The organism is Paenarthrobacter sp. CC6 (assembly GCF_040560085.1).
GTDB lineage: Bacteria > Actinomycetota > Actinomycetes > Actinomycetales > Micrococcaceae > Arthrobacter > Arthrobacter nicotinovorans.
The window spans coordinates 27,215-43,282 of the sequence record NZ_JARDAN010000027.1 but is presented as its reverse complement, the minus strand read 5'-3'; the positions used below and the strand labels follow the sequence as shown (position 1 = coordinate 43,282).

Annotated in this window: 14 protein-coding genes; 7 read left to right on the top strand and 7 right to left on the bottom strand. The window is 63.2% G+C overall.

Annotated elements, in window-relative coordinates; genetic code table 11:
* Nucleotides 1-112: 112 nt before the first annotated feature.
* Nucleotides 113-1,132 carry a LacI family DNA-binding transcriptional regulator gene (locus tag PV760_RS19915; protein ID WP_193589975.1) on the bottom strand — a complete coding sequence of 340 codons (1,020 nt, stop codon included), beginning with the start codon at nt 1,130-1,132 and terminating at the stop codon, nt 113-115.
* Between the two features lie 14 nt (nt 1,133-1,146).
* On the bottom strand, nt 1,147-2,346 hold the full coding sequence (locus PV760_RS19910) for a Gfo/Idh/MocA family protein (protein ID WP_354628518.1): 1,200 nt from the start codon (nt 2,344-2,346) through the stop codon (nt 1,147-1,149).
* A gap of 212 nt (nt 2,347-2,558) precedes the next feature.
* Here PV760_RS19910 and PV760_RS19905 point away from each other — a divergent pair, with 212 nt between their 5' ends.
* From PV760_RS19905 to PV760_RS19890, 4 genes are all read left to right on the top strand, one after another.
* On the top strand, nt 2,559-3,518 hold the full coding sequence (locus PV760_RS19905; protein ID WP_018777043.1) for a carbohydrate ABC transporter permease: 960 nt from the start codon (nt 2,559-2,561) through the stop codon (nt 3,516-3,518).
* 9 nt (nt 3,519-3,527) lie between these two features.
* Nucleotides 3,528-4,454, top strand: a complete 927-nt coding sequence (locus PV760_RS19900) for a carbohydrate ABC transporter permease (RefSeq protein WP_039242850.1) — start codon at nt 3,528-3,530, stop codon at nt 4,452-4,454.
* Nucleotides 4,455-4,525: 71 nt separating this feature from the next.
* On the top strand, nt 4,526-5,890 hold the full coding sequence (locus tag PV760_RS19895; protein ID WP_018777045.1) for an ABC transporter substrate-binding protein: 1,365 nt from the start codon (nt 4,526-4,528) through the stop codon (nt 5,888-5,890).
* Between the two features lie 123 nt (nt 5,891-6,013).
* Nucleotides 6,014-8,185 (top strand): alpha-galactosidase, encoded by a 2,172-nt coding sequence (locus tag PV760_RS19890; protein ID WP_354628517.1) that lies wholly within the window; start codon nt 6,014-6,016, stop codon nt 8,183-8,185.
* Between the two features lie 85 nt (nt 8,186-8,270).
* On the opposite strand, the gene aroQ is transcribed toward PV760_RS19890, so the two are convergent.
* Together aroQ and PV760_RS19880 are read right to left on the bottom strand one after the other, a co-directional pair.
* Entirely contained in the window at nt 8,271-8,735 is a 465-nt protein-coding gene (aroQ, locus tag PV760_RS19885) for a type II 3-dehydroquinate dehydratase (protein WP_018777047.1), read from the bottom strand.
* Between the two features lie 97 nt (nt 8,736-8,832).
* Nucleotides 8,833-10,017: a MarP family serine protease gene (locus PV760_RS19880; RefSeq protein WP_018777048.1), complete on the bottom strand. Its 1,185-nt coding sequence runs from the start codon at nt 10,015-10,017 to the stop codon at nt 8,833-8,835.
* A gap of 236 nt (nt 10,018-10,253) precedes the next feature.
* Here PV760_RS19880 and PV760_RS19875 point away from each other — a divergent pair, with 236 nt between their 5' ends.
* The gene (locus tag PV760_RS19875) at nt 10,254-10,931 is read left to right on the top strand and encodes a Crp/Fnr family transcriptional regulator (RefSeq protein ID WP_011775987.1); all 678 of its coding nucleotides are present in this window, start codon (nt 10,254-10,256) and stop codon (nt 10,929-10,931) included.
* A 160-nt stretch (nt 10,932-11,091) separates the two neighbouring features.
* On the opposite strand, the gene PV760_RS19870 is transcribed toward PV760_RS19875, so the two are convergent.
* The 3 genes from PV760_RS19870 to sp36 are packed head-to-tail and all read right to left on the bottom strand — an operon-like array spanning nt 11,092 to nt 12,715.
* Complete coding sequence (locus PV760_RS19870) at nt 11,092-12,003, bottom strand: NUDIX hydrolase (RefSeq protein WP_018777049.1); 912 nt, start codon at nt 12,001-12,003, stop codon at nt 11,092-11,094.
* A gap of 17 nt (nt 12,004-12,020) precedes the next feature.
* Nucleotides 12,021-12,557: a RidA family protein gene (locus PV760_RS19865; protein ID WP_018777050.1), complete on the bottom strand. Its 537-nt coding sequence runs from the start codon at nt 12,555-12,557 to the stop codon at nt 12,021-12,023.
* Between the two features lie 2 nt (nt 12,558-12,559).
* Nucleotides 12,560-12,715, bottom strand: coding sequence for a Sp36 family protein (sp36, locus tag PV760_RS19860; protein WP_011775990.1), 156 nt, complete (start codon nt 12,713-12,715; stop codon nt 12,560-12,562).
* Between the two features lie 37 nt (nt 12,716-12,752).
* On the opposite strand from sp36, the gene PV760_RS19855 reads away from it, so the two are divergent.
* On the top strand, nt 12,753-15,068 hold the full coding sequence (locus PV760_RS19855; protein ID WP_035733280.1) for a transglycosylase domain-containing protein: 2,316 nt from the start codon (nt 12,753-12,755) through the stop codon (nt 15,066-15,068).
* 3 nt (nt 15,069-15,071) lie between these two features.
* On the top strand, nt 15,072-16,019 hold the full coding sequence (locus PV760_RS19850; protein WP_354628516.1) for a metallophosphoesterase: 948 nt from the start codon (nt 15,072-15,074) through the stop codon (nt 16,017-16,019).
* Nucleotides 16,020-16,068 lie beyond the last annotated feature (49 nt).

Sequence of the window (16,068 nt, the reverse complement as noted above, 5' to 3'; positions counted from 1 at the left end):
CGCGCAGCCTTGGGGAACAACTTGACCATAAAACGCTCCATCAATCAGAGCGTTGCAACGACCCTATGACTTTGCCCATGGAACATTGTCATCAAATGCCACCTCGGCGGAGCTATTTACAGCCGCACGACTGCCGGATGATGAGCTCGGTAGGCAGGATCTGGTGCTGCAGTTCCTCGCCGCGCCCCTTGCCCACCAGGGCCCGGACTGCCGCTTGTGCCATCGCCTTGACCGGCTGGGCAACCGTGGTGAGGGCCGGCCAACTGTATTCGGCGTCCAGGGAGCCATCGAACGAGACCAGGGCCAACTCGTCGGGAACCCGGACACCGGCTTCGTGGAGGGCGCGAAGAATACCGATGGCCTGCATGTCATTGCTGGCAAAGATGGCGGTGGGACGGTTCGCCATGGAGAGGAACCGCTTGCCCACTTCGTAGCCTCCGGGACGGCTGAAGGGGCCGTGGAGCATCGGGCCGTCCGGCAACCCGGCCTCACGCAGGGCGGCGAGCCAGCCGACCTCACGGCCATCCAACTGGTTGCCTGTGTTGGTACCGATCGCCAGGCCGATGTTGCGGTGTCCATGGCCGATCAGGTGACCCACCGCCGCCCGTGCCCCGGCCTCCAGGTCGACTCCCACGCTGTTGAAGCCGGGCGGGGATCCTGCGTTGTTCAGGAGGACAGCCGGGATTTCCGAGGCTTCCAGTTCGGTGACATCGGGATCGAACACACAGCTGGCCAGGAACACCCCATCCACCTGCCGGGCGGCGAGGGTCCGGATGTTCTTGCGTTCGCGGGTCAGGCTTCCGTCCGAGTTCGTCAGCACCATGCCGAAGCCGAGTTCGGCCGCGGCGTCCTCCACCGCGTGGGCAAGCTGGGTGAAGAACGGGTTGGTGTTGTCCGGCACCACCACGCCAATGGTTTCGCTGGAACCCAGCTTCAGCGCGCGCGCCGCGGCGTTGGGCCGGTAGCCGAGGACGCGGATGGCTTCGCGGACTTTGGCTTCCGTTGCCGGGGCCACGTTCTTGGGCCCACCGTTCACCACATAACTCACGACGGCGGTACTCACCCCGGCGTACCGGGCCACGTCTTTGCGTGTAACCGGGCCGCGCGGGGTTTGTACAGCTGTTGTTGTCATGGGGTAAATGCTAGCTACTCCACGGGAGCATCACCGAAGTCGCGGATGGGAAGACGCTCCCCGCCCCGACGTGCGGACTCGTGGGCCACGATGCCGGGAAGGGTGAAGCGGGCAGCCACCCAAGCGTTGACCGGCGGAAGGCTGCGGTTGTTCACGGCCGTCACAAAGTCGTCCACCAGGAATTGGTGGCTGCCCTCGTGTCCATTGGGCGCCCCGAGGAACTCTTCCGGGAGGCGGGACTGGTCGTGAACCGGGGCCAGTCCTGAGATGAAGGCGTCCCGCAGCTCCGGAGCCACGTCAGCCAGTGAGGGATCGTCGGCGGACATGGTGGGCTTCGTTTCCACCTGCTCGGATACGTCCTCCACGGTGGACTTGTCCTGCCACACTGTGGTGGTTGCCAGTTGCTCGAAGCTGGCTTCGGTGCCGAAGAAGCGGAACCGGGACTCCCGGATGTGCGAGGGGTAGCCCACGCGGCGCATCTCGTTGGTCCGCATCGCACCGCCGTCGTTCATTTCGAACAGTGCGGTCGCGTTGGAGAAGTCATTGGCGAACATGCTGACGTCCTTGTCGAAGACGCCGTCGCCCCGCTGGTCCTTGACCCCGATGCAGCTCACGCTGACCGCATGTCCGGGCACGGCGCCCAGGACCCCACCGATGGCGTGGGTGGGATAGAGCATAGGCGGGTAGCTGGCAGTTTCCTTCCACCGTTCCCCGCCACTGTACTGGTAGGCCTCGTAGAAGCCGAGGTCCATGTCGTGGACGTAGTCGCCCTCGGTGTAGAAGATCCGGCCGAATTTGCCGGCTTGGTGCTGCTGCCGGGCGAAGACAGTGGCGGGGTTGTAGTAGCTGGTCTCGCCCATGGCGTAGACCAGTTTCGTCTCGCGGACGGCCTCGATGATGCGCTCGATCTCTTCTTCGGAGATGGCCATGGGAACCGCTGAGTAGACGTGCTTTCCGGCCCGGAGGGCCTGCTCCACCAAGGGCCCGTGCGTCCACCGCTGCGTGAAGATGGCGACAGCATCGACGTCGGACTCCAACAGATCCTCGAAGGAGGCCATGGTGCCGTCCAGCCCCCAGCGCTCCTGCGCTGCGGCGGCGCGTTCAGGCAGCTCGTCCACCGCGTAGACCTCGCTGACACCGGGGTGGAGCTTGAAGAGGTGGGCGAACTGGCTGCCGAACTGCCCGGCGCCCACAACACCTATCGAAAACGTCATTGTTTACCTTTCCTGTGGCTACGGGTGCAGCCGTTTGTCTGTCGCATGACACGTACGGACGAGTTTCGCATCACGATCTACACGAGTCAACAGAAACAACATTTCTGAACATTTTTCATCAAATTCGTCCGCCAGCTCTTGCCAAGCCAAAATCTACTCGTGTAGATTCGCCTCCAGTTGTTACCAGCATCACTCCCACGAAAGGGTCGACGATGACCACGCTCACCAAGCAACCGGATCCGGGGCTCTCGGCCAAGGCGCCGCGGAAGTCACGGAAGCGGGGAAAACCATCCGACGGGTTCCGCGGCATCGGAGACCTGAAGGTCGCACTCTTCTTCATAGCTCCAGCGATGGTCGGATTGATCCTCTTCTACCTCGTCCCCACCATCCGGGGCATCTACCTCAGCTTCACCGAATACAGCATCCTCGGCGACCCGGAATGGATCGGCGCACGGAACTACGAACGCATTGCGAAGGATCCGCTGTTCTGGAACGCCTTGAGCGTCACGGCGGAATACGTGGTGATCAACATCGTCCTTCAGACGGCGTTGGCCCTGGGCCTGGCAATCCTGATGCACCGCGTCGCAAAGTCGACCATCATCCGCGGCGCGCTCCTGATGCCGTACCTGATGGCAAACGTCATCGCGGCCCTCCTGTGGTTTTGGATGCTCGACTACCAGATCGGCATCATCAACCAAATCATCGAATGGACCGGACTGCCCCGCGTAGCCTTCTTCGGCAGCGAGCAATGGGCCATCCCCACCCAAGCACTCATCAACACCTGGCGGCACATGGGTTACACAGCCCTCCTGATCTTCGCCGGACTCCAGGCCATCCCGAACAGTGTCTACGAAGCCGCCAGCATCGATGGTTCCAAGGCCATGAACACTTTCTGGCGGATCACCCTCCCGCTGCTGCGACCCGTTCTGGTACTGGTCCTGGTAGTAACCGTGATCGGTTCCTTCCAGGTTTTCGACACCGTCGCGGTCACCACAGCCGGCGGTCCCGTCAACGCCACCCGCGTGCTGCAGTTCTACATCTACCAGCGCGCCTTCAACGAGCAGGACTTCGGCTACGGATCCGCCCTGGCTGTCATCCTCTTCCTCATCCTTGCCATCGTCGCTTTTATCCAGATGAAATTCCTCCGCGGCAACCAGTCGGACCTGGACTAAGGACACGCCATGACCACTTTCACCTCACCCACGAACACCGGCCGCCGTCGCCCGTTCAGCCGCCCCTTCAACTGGCGCCGCGCCATCGCCCTGACCCTCCTCACCCTTGCGATCGCCGTCAGCATCCTGCCCTTCTACTGGGTGCTGCGCACGGCCCTGTCCTCCAACGGCTCCCTCGCCGCCAACTCCGCCAACCTGCTCCCGGCCGACTTCAACCTGGGTGCGTTCAAGCGGGTCTTCGGCCTCCAGACTGCCTCCGAGGCCATCGCAGAAGGCGGATCCGGCGCCTCGATCAATTTCTGGCAGTACCTGTGGAACTCCCTGCTCTTCGCCGGCATCACGACAGCCTGCGCGGTGTTCTTCAGCTCCATGGCCGCCTACGCGTTCTCCCGGCTGCGGTGGAAAGGGCGCGACGCGGTCTTTTCCTTGTTCCTTGCCACCATGCTCGTCCCGCCGATCTTCACCGCCCTGCCCAATTTCCTGCTCGTGAAGAACCTGGGCCTGCTCAATTCCATGCTCGGACTCGTGCTGCCGTACCTGTTCATGACGCCGTTCGCGATCTTCTTCATGCGCCAGTTCTTCCTGAACATGTCCAGAGAAGTGGAAGAGGCTGCGATGCTCGACGGCGCCAAGCACTGGCGGATCTTCTTCCAGATCATCATGCCCAACGCCGCTGCCCCGATCGCGACCTTGGCGCTGCTGACCTTCATGGGTCAGTGGAACGAATACTTCTGGCCCCTGCTCGTAGGCACCTCCGAGGAATCCAGGGTGCTCACCGTGGGACTGGGAGTCTTCAAATCCCAGTCCCCGCAAGGCGCTCCGGACTGGTCCGGGCTCATGGCCGCAACGCTCGTGTCCGCCACGCCCGTGCTGATCCTCTTCGCCATCTTCGGCAAACGGATCGTCAACTCCATCGGCTTCAACGGCACCAAATAGCTCTCTCCACCTGCTCACGCGGAAACCGGCATGCGCCGGCACGCACCCATCCAGTCCTGAAAGGACCAACCATGATGAACAAGAAGGCAATCGGCGCCGTCGCCGTCGCGGCAGCCGCCGTCCTCGCGCTGTCCTCCTGCTCCGGCGGAAACTCCGGAGGCAGTTCCGGTGGAGACTCTGCCAAGGGCGAGATCAACTACTGGCTCTGGGACGCCAACCAGCTCCCCGCCTACCAGCAGTGCGCAACCGACTTCACCAAAGCCAACCCGGACATCACCGTCAAGATCACCCAGACCGGTTGGGACGACTACTGGTCCAAGCTCACCAACGGCATGGCCTCCGGTACTGCACCGGACGTCTTCACGGACCACCTGTCCAAGTACCCGGACTTCCTCAAGACCAAGCAGCTGGTGGCCCTCGATGACGCAGTCTCGAAGGACAACGTGGACCTTTCCCAGTACAACGAAGGCCTCGCTGATCTCTGGGTAGGCCAGGACGGCAAGCGCTACGGCCTGCCCAAGGACTGGGACACCGTGGCACTGTTCTACAACCAGAAAATGGCCGCCGACGCCGGCATCACCCCGGAACAAATGGGCTCCCTGACCTGGAACGCACAGGACGGCGGCACGTACGAGAAGGTCATCGCGCACCTCACGGTCGACAAGAACGGCAAGCGCGGCGACGAAGCCGGCTTCGACAAGGACAACGTTGCCGTCTACGGATTGGGCCTCCCGGGTTCCGATGCCGAGAACGCCGGCCAGACCCAGTGGAGCTACCTGTCGGCCACCACCGGCTGGACCACCACAGACAAGAACCCTTGGGGCACCCACTTCAACTACGACGACAAAAAGCTCCAGGACACCATCGGCTGGTGGGCCTCGCTCGCTGCGAAGGGCTACATGCCCAAGCTTGAAACCACCGTTGGCGCCAACGCCGCCGACAACTTTGGTGCAGGCAAGGCCGCCATCAACAGCAACGGCTCCTGGATGATCGGCCAGTACACCAGTTACAAGGGCATCGACCTCGGCATCGCCCCCACGCCCCAAGGCCCCGACGGCAAGCGCGCTTCCATGTTCAACGGCCTGGCCGATTCCGTGTGGGCCGGCACCAAGAAGAAGGACGCCGCCGTCAAGTGGGTGGAATACCTCGGCTCCGCCGCTTGCCAGGACGTCGTAGCTTCGAAGGCTGTTGTCTTCCCGGCCATCACCACCTCCTCCGAGAAGGCCGCAGACGCCTTCAAGGCCAAGAACGTGGACGTCAGCGCTTTCACCCAGCATGTGAAGGACAAGACCACCTTCATGCTCCCGATCACGGACAACGCCTCCAAGGTTTCCGGAATCATGAAGCCTGCCGTGGACGCGGTGCTCGCCGGCAAGGCCCCGGCCAGCTCGCTGACAGCCGCCAACGAGCAAGTCAACGCACTCTTCGCGAAGTAGTAACAACTCTCCCGTTGTGGGGCCCGCTCTGCGCACTCTGACGCCCCTCAGGCGCGCAGAACGGGCCCCACAACTTTTTCGTCCAGGGCCCAGAGCCCACCCCAGCTGAAAGTGACTCACAACATGCAACCGCTCCATCTCCGTTCCGCAGGTACCAGCCTGGTGATCAGCACCCACCGTGGAGAGGCTGAGATCACCCACTGGGGAGCAGATCTGGGCGATTCCCTGCCGGACCTTGCCATCCTCAACGAACCCATCCCGCCGTCGTCCATCGACGCCAATGTCCCCGCCGGGCTCCTCCCCCAGGCATCGTCATCGTGGCAGGGCAGGCAAGGGCTCCGCGGCCACCGCATCACCGACGGCGTACCCGGCTTTGACTTCTCCGTTCGCCTGCGCGTGGTGCGTGCGACGACGGACGGCATCACCGCCGTCGTGCTTCAGTCAGATCCCGACGCCGGCATCTCGGTGACCAGCAACCTCACCTTGCACCCGGGCGGGCTTCTCGAAATGCGGCACACTGCCACCAACGACGGCTCGTCGCCTTTCCAGGTGGACGAGCTGGCAACCATGCTTCCGGTGGCGCCGGACGCCGTCGAACTCCTGGACCTGACCGGGCGCTGGTGCCGTGAACGGCACCCGCAGCGGCGGGCGATCCAGCAAGGAACCTGGGTCCGCACCGGACGCCACGGCCGCACAGGCCACGATTCGTCGCTGCTTCTTGCCGCCGGGACCGCGGGCTTTGGCAACCGCCACGGCAAAGTGTGGGCCACTCACTTGGCATGGAGCGGCAATCACGAGCAGTTTGCCGACAGCGTTGCCGATGGCCGGACCATGGTGGGTGGATCCGAGCTGCTTGGATCCGCTGAAGTCGTCTTGCAGCCCGGCGAAAGTTACACGACGCCTGCGCTGTTTGCTGCCTACTCGGACCGTGGGCTGGACGGCATCAGCGAGGCGTTTTACAGCTGGTTCCGCTCGCGTCCGCACCATGTGGGCACACCGCGCCCAGTGGTCCTCAACACCTGGGAGGCGGTCTACTTCGACCACAGCCTGGACACGTTGATCGAGCTGGCGGGTTCTGCTGCCGAGCTCGGTGTTGAGCGGTTCGTCCTCGACGACGGCTGGTTCCGGGGGCGTCGGTCCGACAACGCCGGACTGGGTGACTGGTACGTGGATGAGACTTTGTGGCCCGCCGGCCTCACTCCTTTGATCGACGCCGTGACGTCCCGCGGTATGGAATTCGGGCTCTGGGTGGAGCCGGAAATGCTGAACCTGGATTCGGACATTGCCCGTGAGCATCCCGAGTGGATCGTGGGCCCATCCGCTGCTTCGTACAAGGACGGCGGCCGGCTTCCGCTCGAATGGCGCCAGCAGCACGTCATCGACCTCGTCAATCCCGAAGCCTGGCAGTACGTCTACGACCGGATCGACACCCTGCTGCGCGAAAACACCATCAGCTACCTCAAATGGGACCAGAACCGGGATCTCCTGGAACACGGTCATGGCGGCCGCGCCTCGGTCCATGGGCAGACCTTGGCCGCCTACCGGTTGTTCGATGCCCTCCGGGCGGCGCACCCCACCGTGGAAATCGAGAGTTGTTCCTCCGGAGGCGCCCGCGTGGACCTCGGGATCCTGGAGCGGACGGACCGGATCTGGGCTTCGGATTGCAACGACGCCCTTGAACGGCAAACCATCCAGCGCTGGACCGGCCTGGTGGTTCCGCCCGAACTGGTCGGCGGGCACATTGGGCCGGCCACGTCCCATACGACCGGACGCACCCACGACCTTTCGTTCCGCGCCATCACGGCCTTGTTCGGTCACTTCGGGATGGAGTGGGACGTCCGCTCTGTCACGGGGGCTGATCGCGAGGAGCTCAAGCGCTTCATCGCCTTGTACAAGGAGCACCGCGCGTTGATCCACAGCGGGCGGATGGTGCGGGCCGACGTGCCGGACGAGTCACTGATGGTGCACGGCGTCGTGGCTTCGGAGCACGACGGCGGCACCCCAGCGGGTGCCACCGCAGCGCTTTTCGCTGTGGTCAAGACGGCGACGAGCTTCGCCGAGCGCATCGGGCGGGTGGCGATCCCGGGGTTGGATCCTCTGCGTTCCTACCGGGTGGAGCTTCTGTTCCCGACCCCCGTCGATGCCGACTACGGGCACACATTCATCGAGGCCAAGCCGGCACCGTGGTTGGCTTCCGGGGCAGAGGCTACCGGGCGGTTCCTGGGCGAAGTGGGGCTGCCGATGCCCGTCCTGAACCCGGAGCACGGAGTCCTCCTGCGTTTCACCGCCCTCTGACGCTCGCTCACATCCCACGGGCTTCCCGGGAACCCTTACTCACATCCCACGGGCTTCCCGGGAACCCTCGCTCACCGGCAGGGGTTTAGACGGCCTCTGCCAGGTACTCGATGGCCAGCTTGTAGCCCAGGACCCCGGCACCGGCGATGACCGCGTTGCAGACGCCGGAGAGGTACGAGTGGTGGCGGAACTCTTCGCGCTGGTGGACGTTGGTGATGTGGACCTCGACGGCGGGCAGCTGCACCGCCGCGAGGGCATCGCGGAGAGCCACGGACGTGTGCGTGAAGGCCCCGGCATTGATGACGATTCCGACGGCGGTTCCGCGGGCTGCATGGATCGCATCCAGGAGGTCGCCTTCGTGGTTCGACTGCACGCAGTCAACGGTGAACCCGTGGGCAGCGGCTGCCGTCATGGCGAGTTGCTCGACGTCGGCCAGCGTGGAGGTTCCGTACTTCTCGGGTTCGCGCGTGCCCAGAAGGTTGAGGTTGGGTCCATTGATCACAAGGATGGTGCCGCGACCGGCTTCGGTGGCGGGGGTGGCTTCAGTCATGGCTCCCAATCTATAGCTGCTCGCGGGTGTCCGGGAATCACGACCAAAGTATGAGAGAGCACCAAGCTAAAACACTCACCATGTGAGAGAAGAGCCGCTACTTGCGGGTGCACTGCCCGGCGGAGACCGATTCGCTGAGTCCGGGAGCCTGGGCCGCTACCGGTTCCAGATCGGTCATGGTCAAGGCGAATCCCAGGGCGGCGTCCGTGGTGGTCTTGGCGAAGATCAGGCCCGCCACTTGGCCCTGCATCGTCAGCAATGGGCCGCCGGAGTTGCCCGGTTGAACGTCGCCGGCAAGCTTGTACACGAGCTCCGGGGAAGGATTGTTGCCATAAATGTCCGGCACCAAAATGGGCGAAATTCCTTGCACCGTGGCGGGCTTGGACTGGAACGGACCGCCATGCGGGTAGCCGGCGAAAGCGGCGGGGCTTCCGTCAGGCAGGTCCGGGCTCAGAGGCAGAGGGCTGGACTGCAGTCCATCCACGGCCAGGACCGCAATGTCCCGCTGGGGGTCGAAGTAGACCACGCGACCCGGCAACGCACTGCCGTCGGGAACTTCCACAACGGGTTGCGACACGCCCGCCACCACGTGCGCGTTGGTGACGACGCGCCCGGGCGATACTACGAATCCGGACCCGGTCTGGTTCTGACCGCATTCGAAGGCCGTACCGGCAATCTTCAGTACGGATTCCGCAGCTTGGTTCAACGCAGGGGTGTCCGTGGATGCATTGGGAACGGGCACGGGCGTGACGGGGCCGATGCCTTCAATGAGCTTCGGAATGCCGTCGCCGATCACCGTGGAGCGCAACTGCGCCATGGTGCTCTTGACCGGTGTGGGCGTGATGTTGTCGATGTAGCGGATGACGCGGGATTCCGCCAGCTGCTGCGACACGAACGGCACGCCCAGAGAACTGATGCTGAAGGCCAACATGGACATCACCAGCGCGGCAACCACCACACTCACGACGCCACCGATCAGTCGGTCCACGGCATGCAGCGGCTTGATCCGCACCGCGTGGCGGATTTTGCGCCCGATCATGGTTCCCAGCCCATGTCCCAACGCAATAAGTACGACGGCGGCACCCACCGTGGCGGTCAGCCTCCAGCCGCTGTCGGTCACCCAGTTGCTGACGAGAGGTACGGCAATGAACGCGGCGATGGCGCCAACAATGAATCCTGCAATTCCTCCCAAAGTGACCATAAAGCCGTTGCGCAGGCCATAGATCAGGTAGGACAGGAGCATCAAGATCAATGCCAAATCCAATATCGTCAAGCCAAACACCAATGCTCCTCATAGCCGGGTAGCGCCAATTGTAGTTGTGCACCCTGACAGCCAACCGTTAGTCACATCACCTCGGCAGGGCGGTCTTACGCCTCTTTCGTGCCGTCGTTTGGGGCCTGGAACGCCCCAAACCCGCGCCATTTCAGCGTTTCGCGTGCCAAGTACGTCACAGAAGCTCAAAAATTCTGAAACAATGGCTGGAGCGCCACGACCGAAACTTATATTCAGGAGATTTCATGGACATCGAGGTATTGCGCCGCGCACCCCTCTTCGCCACCCTTGACGACGACGCATTCCGCTTGCTGACGGACGAACTCACAGAGGTGGACCTTTCACGCGGGGCTTCCGTGTTCCGCGAAGGCGACCAGGGTGACCAGCTCTACTTCATCGTTTCCGGCAAGGTGAAGCTCGGCCGCACTTCACCCGACGGCCGCGAGTCCCTGCTGGCCATCCTCGGCCCGGGCGAACTCTTCGGCGAAATGGCGTTGTTCGACCCCAGCCCCCGTACGGCGACGGCCACGGCTGTCTCCGAGACCCGCCTTGCCGGCCTGAAGAACGAGAGCCTGAACGCACTGCTTCGCACGCGTCCCGAGGTCTCCGCACAGTTGCTGCAGGCACTGGCCCGCCGCCTGCGCCGCACCAACGACTCCCTCTCCGACCTCGTCTTCTCCGATGTACCCGGCCGCGTGGCCAAGGCACTTCTGGACTTGGCCGACCGCTTCGGCCGCCCGGCCACCGACGGCGTCCTGGTTGCCCACGAGCTCACGCAGGAAGAACTGGCCCAGCTTGTGGGCGCTTCCCGCGAGACCGTCAACAAGGCACTGGCCGAATTCGTCCAGCGTGGCTGGCTGCGGTTGGAAGCCCGCGCCGTCGTCATTCTCGACATGCAGCGCCTCCGCCAGCGTTCACGCTAAAGCGCAAGAAAAGCCGCCCCGGTTTGGAACCGGGGCGGCTTTTTTGTTGTCCAGTGAGTAAGCGTCAGGCTCAAGCACGCGGAACGTGAGCAAGCGTCAGGCTCAAGCACGCGGAACGTGAGCAAGCGTCAGGCTCAAGCACGCGGAACGTAAGCAAGCATCAGCGTTCGCGCTGTGGCTCCCCCGCGACGGTCTTGGCGGCTTCGACTTCGAGCATCAGGATGCCGCCCTCGTCCACCAGTTTGGGCTGGTAGACGTGAGCTTTGCGCTTGTAGCTCAGGTACGCGATGCACCCGTTGGCGTGGGCCATCTTTTCCAGCATGATTTCGGAGCCCGGCACCAATAGCTGCCCAAGGGCCAGGCCCACAGTGTTTGGCTGGGCGATTTCGTCGCCGAGGGCAGACGTCTCGCGGAGGGCAATGGCCTCTGCCGCGGACACCCATCGGCCCCATACGCCTTTGCTGCCAAGGATGCTGGGCTGCTGGTTCACCGGCACGGTTGCGGCAAAGTACCGGGTGTTGAAGCGGGTGTGCGCAAAGTCCGGGCTGAGCCAGTTAACCAGCGGCTTCAGCAGATCCGTCCGCAGGGAAAGCCCACGCTTGGTGAGCATCTCCGTGAAGGACTTCTCCTGGGAGGCCACGGCTTCGCGGGCACGCATCCAGTCCACAGTGGAGTTGGCCTCCACTGTGGAGGAAGCGTCGGGTCCGGCCAACAGGACGCCCGTTTCTTCGAACAGTTCACGGATGGCACCCACCACATGACGGCGGGCGAGTCCGACGTCGTCTGTTCCCATCTGCTCAGCCCAATGCTGGGGTGAGGGGCCTACCCAACCGACGGGGTCGTCGTCGGACGGGTCCAGGGAACCGCCCGGGAACGCCACAACGCCCAACGGCGAGGAGCCTGGCCTGTATCCAAGCCAGGTCTCCAAGCCGGAGGGCGAGTCGCGCAGAAGAACAACGGATGATGCGTAGCGGGCGGCCCTGGGGGTCCGCTCGCCGAGTTCAAGCCAGTTTTGTGCTGCCCCCTCAAGTTCGGGAGGGAGGACAAACAATCGGCGGGCAAGCTGCGGCAATTGGGTGAACCGGTTCCTTAGCTGAATTCAGCGATGAGCTCGACCTCTACGGGAGAGTCGAGGGGCAGCACGGAAACGCCGACGGCGGAACGTGCGTGGATGCCGGCGTCGCCGAATACCTGTCCGAGAAGTTCCGACGCACCGTTGATAACGCCGGGCTGGCCGGTGAAGGTGGGTTCGGAGGAAACGAATCCGACGACCTTCACGATGCGGGTTACGCGGTCGAGGTCGCCGATGACGCTCTTGACGGCAGCCAGTGCGTTAATGGCGCAGACGGCGGCGTAGCGCTTGGCTTCTTCGGGATCAACAGTTGCCTCGTCCGAGGCACCCAACTCGCCCAAGGACACCTTGCCCGTAGCTTCGAGTTTGCCGTTAATAAAGGGCAACTGTCCGGACGTGTAAACGTAGTTGCCAGAGACGACGGCAGGGACGTAGGCGGCTACGGGGGCGGCGACCTCGGGAAGGGTCAGTCCAAGCTCGGCGAGACGCTGCTCAACGGCCGACGTCGGGGCGCCGGATTCCGCGGGAGAGGTGGTTTCTGCGGGGGTGGTCATGGTTACTGCTTCTCCCTCTTAAGGTATGCGACAAGGCCCTTGCCATCGGGGCCGCCGACAACCTGGACAAGCTCCCAGCCGTCCTCGCCCCACTGGTCCAGGATCTGCTTGGTGGCGTGAATAATGAGCGGAATCGTGGCGTACTCCCATTTGGTCATGACAGAAAGCCTAGCCCTTGCCGGTAAACTGGAAAACATGGTGACTCGCAAGAACCCCATATTCGATACTGCCACCACCCTCGGAAAGATTTTAGGTTTCCTTGGCGTGAGTGCGATCTGTGGCGTCCTGGTGGCGGGACTTTTGGTCCCCGCCGCTGCCGTCTCGGGCAGTGCCGCAAGTGGTTCAATCCAGTTCTTTGACACTCTGCCGGCGGAGCTCCAAGTGGATCCGCCCAGCCAGAACACCACGATCCTGGCGAAGGACGGTACGCCGATCGCCTCGATCTACGCAGAGAACCGCACCAAAGTTCCGCTGGATTCCATGAGCCCGTTCATCAAGGACGCTGTCATCGCCATCGAGGACAGCCGTTTTTATGAGCACGGCGGCATCGACACCACCGGCATCATGCGAGCACTGGTGAGCACCGCCCGCGGCAACAAGCAGGGTGCGTCCACCATTACCCAGCAGTACGTGAACAACGTCATCAACGAGTCACTGGTGGCGTCGGGCAAGGGTGACGACGTCCTCCTCAACGGTGTTAACAAGGGCGTTGGCGACAAGCTCCGCGAAATGAAGCTCGCGATCGCCCTGGAGAAGAAGTTCTCCAAGGAGCAGATCCTTGAGGGCTACCTCAACATCGTGTTCTTCAACCGCGATGCCTACGGCATCGAAGCTGCGTCCAAGTTCTTCTTCAGCACCACCGCCAAAGACCTGACGCTTCCCCAGGCTGCGCTGCTTGCCGGCCTGGTCAACAGCCCGTCTGCCTTCGATCCGATCACCAACCCGGACAACTCGAAGATGCGGCGCGACCTTGTCCTGAACGCCATGCTGGCCCAGAAGAAGATCACCCAGGCCCAGTACGACGAAGCTGTCGCCACGCCCGTGACCACCAAGGTAACCCCGGCCCGCCAGGGTTGCGCCTACGCCACCATGGCTCCGTACTTCTGCGACTATGTTCTGCACCTCCTGCTGAACAACCCGGCTTACGGTGACACCACGGAGGAACGCGAAAAGCGCGTTATGCGCGGCGGCCTGACCATTCAGACCACGCTCGACCCGACCGCCCAGAACGTAGCTCAGCAGCAGGTTGACGCCACGGCGGGTGCCAACCCGGACAAGTGGGGCGCCTCAATCGTCTCTGTCCAGCCGGGCACGGGACAGATCGTCAGCATGGCTCAGAACACCGTGTGGCTCCCTCAAGAGGGCAAGTTCGATCAGACCCAGAACTTCAACGTGGACGTCCTTGACGCCAACGGCAATGACCTCAACGGCATCGGTGGATTCCAGCCCGGTTCCACGATGAAACCCTTCACGTTCGCCCAGTGGCTGAATGAGGGGAAGTCGATGGAAACCACCATCAATGCTTCCAGACGGAACTATCCGCAGAACTTCCCGTGGAAGAACACCTGTCCGACGCCAGTCGACGGTTTCTACGACAGAAACGTGCCTGGCAGTTTCGACCTTCAGAACTCTGACGAGGGTTACTACAGGAACATGACGGTGCTGTACGGCCTCATGAACTCGATCAACACTGCAACGTTCGCCTCTGCCTCACAGGTTGATCTCTGTGGCATTCAAGGGATCGTAGACGCCACCGGCATCCACGGAGGGCTCCCAACCCGAGACGGCACCGGCAAGGTCACGGATCCAAACCCGCAGGTGCCTATGACTCGACTGTCTAACCTGATCGGTGCAACCCAGACCGCCCCCCTGACCATGGCCGCAGCTTTTGCAACCTTCGCAGCAGATGGGAAGTACTGTGCACCCATCGCCATCACTTCGGTAAAGGACCAATCCGGCGCTGATCTTCCGGCCCAGTCGTCCAGTTGCAAGGACGCCGTGAAACCTGAGGTAGCCCGGGGCGTGGCCTACGCCATGGGCAAGGTGCTGGATCAAGGTTCCGGCTCGCTGATCCGCCCTGCCTTGAACTCCAAGAACTTCCCTGTTGCCGCCAAGACCGGCACCAACGACTCGAACGGCTCCACCTGGGTTGTTGGCTACACCACCGGTCTCGCCACAGCGTCCTGGTTCGGAGACCCGTTGGGTGACCAGTCGCGCTACGGACGCAATCTCACTGTCAACGGCAAGTTCTACGAGTTCGTTGACGGTTACATGATCGCCGGCCCGCAGTTCACCAACTACATGTTGGCCGTCGCTCCGGCCTACGGCACCAACCCGTTCCAGCAGCCGCCGTCCAACCTGACTGGTGCGCCGACACCGCAACGCAACAACACGCCGTCGAACACCACGCCGTCCGCGCCGAAGCAGGCGCCAAACCCCGCGCCGTCCACCGGAACCGGCAACAACGGTAACGGCAATGGAAACAGCGGCGACGCCCCCGGCAAGGACTAACGAGTGACGTTCGCTGATTCACTGGCAAACCGCGCCCGTTCCTTCGGGCGCGGTTTTGCCGTCACTGCAGCAGTCGGCGCAGCCGCAGGTACCGCGGCTGCCGCCTACGGGTGGTGGGAGAAGGACCAGTTCGAGGTACGCCGCGAAACGTTGCCGATTCTCCCTGAGGGCTCGGCACCCCTTCGTGTCCTGCACCTGAGCGACATCCACTTTGTCCCCGGCCAAGTCAAGAAGACGCAATGGCTGCATTCCCTGGCGGACCTCAAACCCGATCTTGTAGTCAACACGGGCGACAACTTGAGCCACACCAAGGCCATTGACCCCCTCATCCAGGCCTTGAGGCCCCTGATGGAGTTCCCCGGGGTCTTCGTTCCAGGTTCCAACGACTACTACGCGCCGCGGATCAAGAACCCGGCGGGCTACTTCCGTGGTCCTTCGAAACCTAAAACCGAGCCCCTCCAGCTCGACTGGCCCAAGCTCCGCTCCGCCTTCGGCATGAGTGGCTGGATCGACCTCACCAACCGCGCCCAGTCCGTGGTGCTCAACGGCCTGCGGTTCGACTTCTCGGGCGTCGACGACCCCCACTTGGGCCGCGAACGCTACGCCGGCTGGCCCCGCGGCACTGTAAACCAGGATGCCCGGCCGCACCTCAAAGTCGCCGTGATCCATGCTCCGTACCAACGCGTGCTGGACCACTTCACGCAGGCGGGCGCTGACCTGATCATCGCAGGCCACACTCACGGCGGCCAGATCTGCATCCCCGGCTACGGCGCCTTGGTCTCCAACTGCGACCTCCCCACGTGGCGCGCCAAAGGCCTCCACGATTGGGAAAGCGATGGATTCACGACGCCGGTGAACGTCTCGGGCGGCATCGGCACCTCGCGGTTCGCCCCCGTCCGTATAGCCTGCCGCCCGGAAGCCGTGCTGCTGACGCTCACGCCACGCAACTGAACCTCGCGCAGCATTACGAATCCCAATAACTGGGTCAAACATTTCACCT

Bases quoted from the DNA above. Each gene is read 5' to 3' on its own strand.
- PV760_RS19915 (WP_193589975.1), bottom strand. From the start codon at position 1,132: ATGACAACAACAGCTGTACAAACCCCGCGCGGCCCGGTTACACGCAAA.
- PV760_RS19910 (WP_354628518.1), bottom strand. From the start codon at position 2,346: ATGACGTTTTCGATAGGTGTTGTGGGCGCCGGGCAGTTCGGCAGCCAG.
- PV760_RS19905 (WP_018777043.1), top strand. From the start codon at position 2,559: ATGACCACGCTCACCAAGCAACCGGATCCGGGGCTCTCGGCCAAGGCG.
- PV760_RS19900 (WP_039242850.1), top strand. From the start codon at position 3,528: ATGACCACTTTCACCTCACCCACGAACACCGGCCGCCGTCGCCCGTTC.
- PV760_RS19895 (WP_018777045.1), top strand. From the start codon at position 4,526: ATGATGAACAAGAAGGCAATCGGCGCCGTCGCCGTCGCGGCAGCCGCC.
- PV760_RS19890 (WP_354628517.1), top strand. From the start codon at position 6,014: ATGCAACCGCTCCATCTCCGTTCCGCAGGTACCAGCCTGGTGATCAGC.
- aroQ (WP_018777047.1), bottom strand. From the start codon at position 8,735: ATGACTGAAGCCACCCCCGCCACCGAAGCCGGTCGCGGCACCATCCTT.
- PV760_RS19875 (WP_011775987.1), top strand. From the start codon at position 10,254: ATGGACATCGAGGTATTGCGCCGCGCACCCCTCTTCGCCACCCTTGAC.
- PV760_RS19865 (WP_018777050.1), bottom strand. From the start codon at position 12,557: ATGACCACCCCCGCAGAAACCACCTCTCCCGCGGAATCCGGCGCCCCG.
- sp36 (WP_011775990.1), bottom strand. From the start codon at position 12,715: ATGACCAAATGGGAGTACGCCACGATTCCGCTCATTATTCACGCCACC.
- PV760_RS19855 (WP_035733280.1), top strand. From the start codon at position 12,753: ATGGTGACTCGCAAGAACCCCATATTCGATACTGCCACCACCCTCGGA.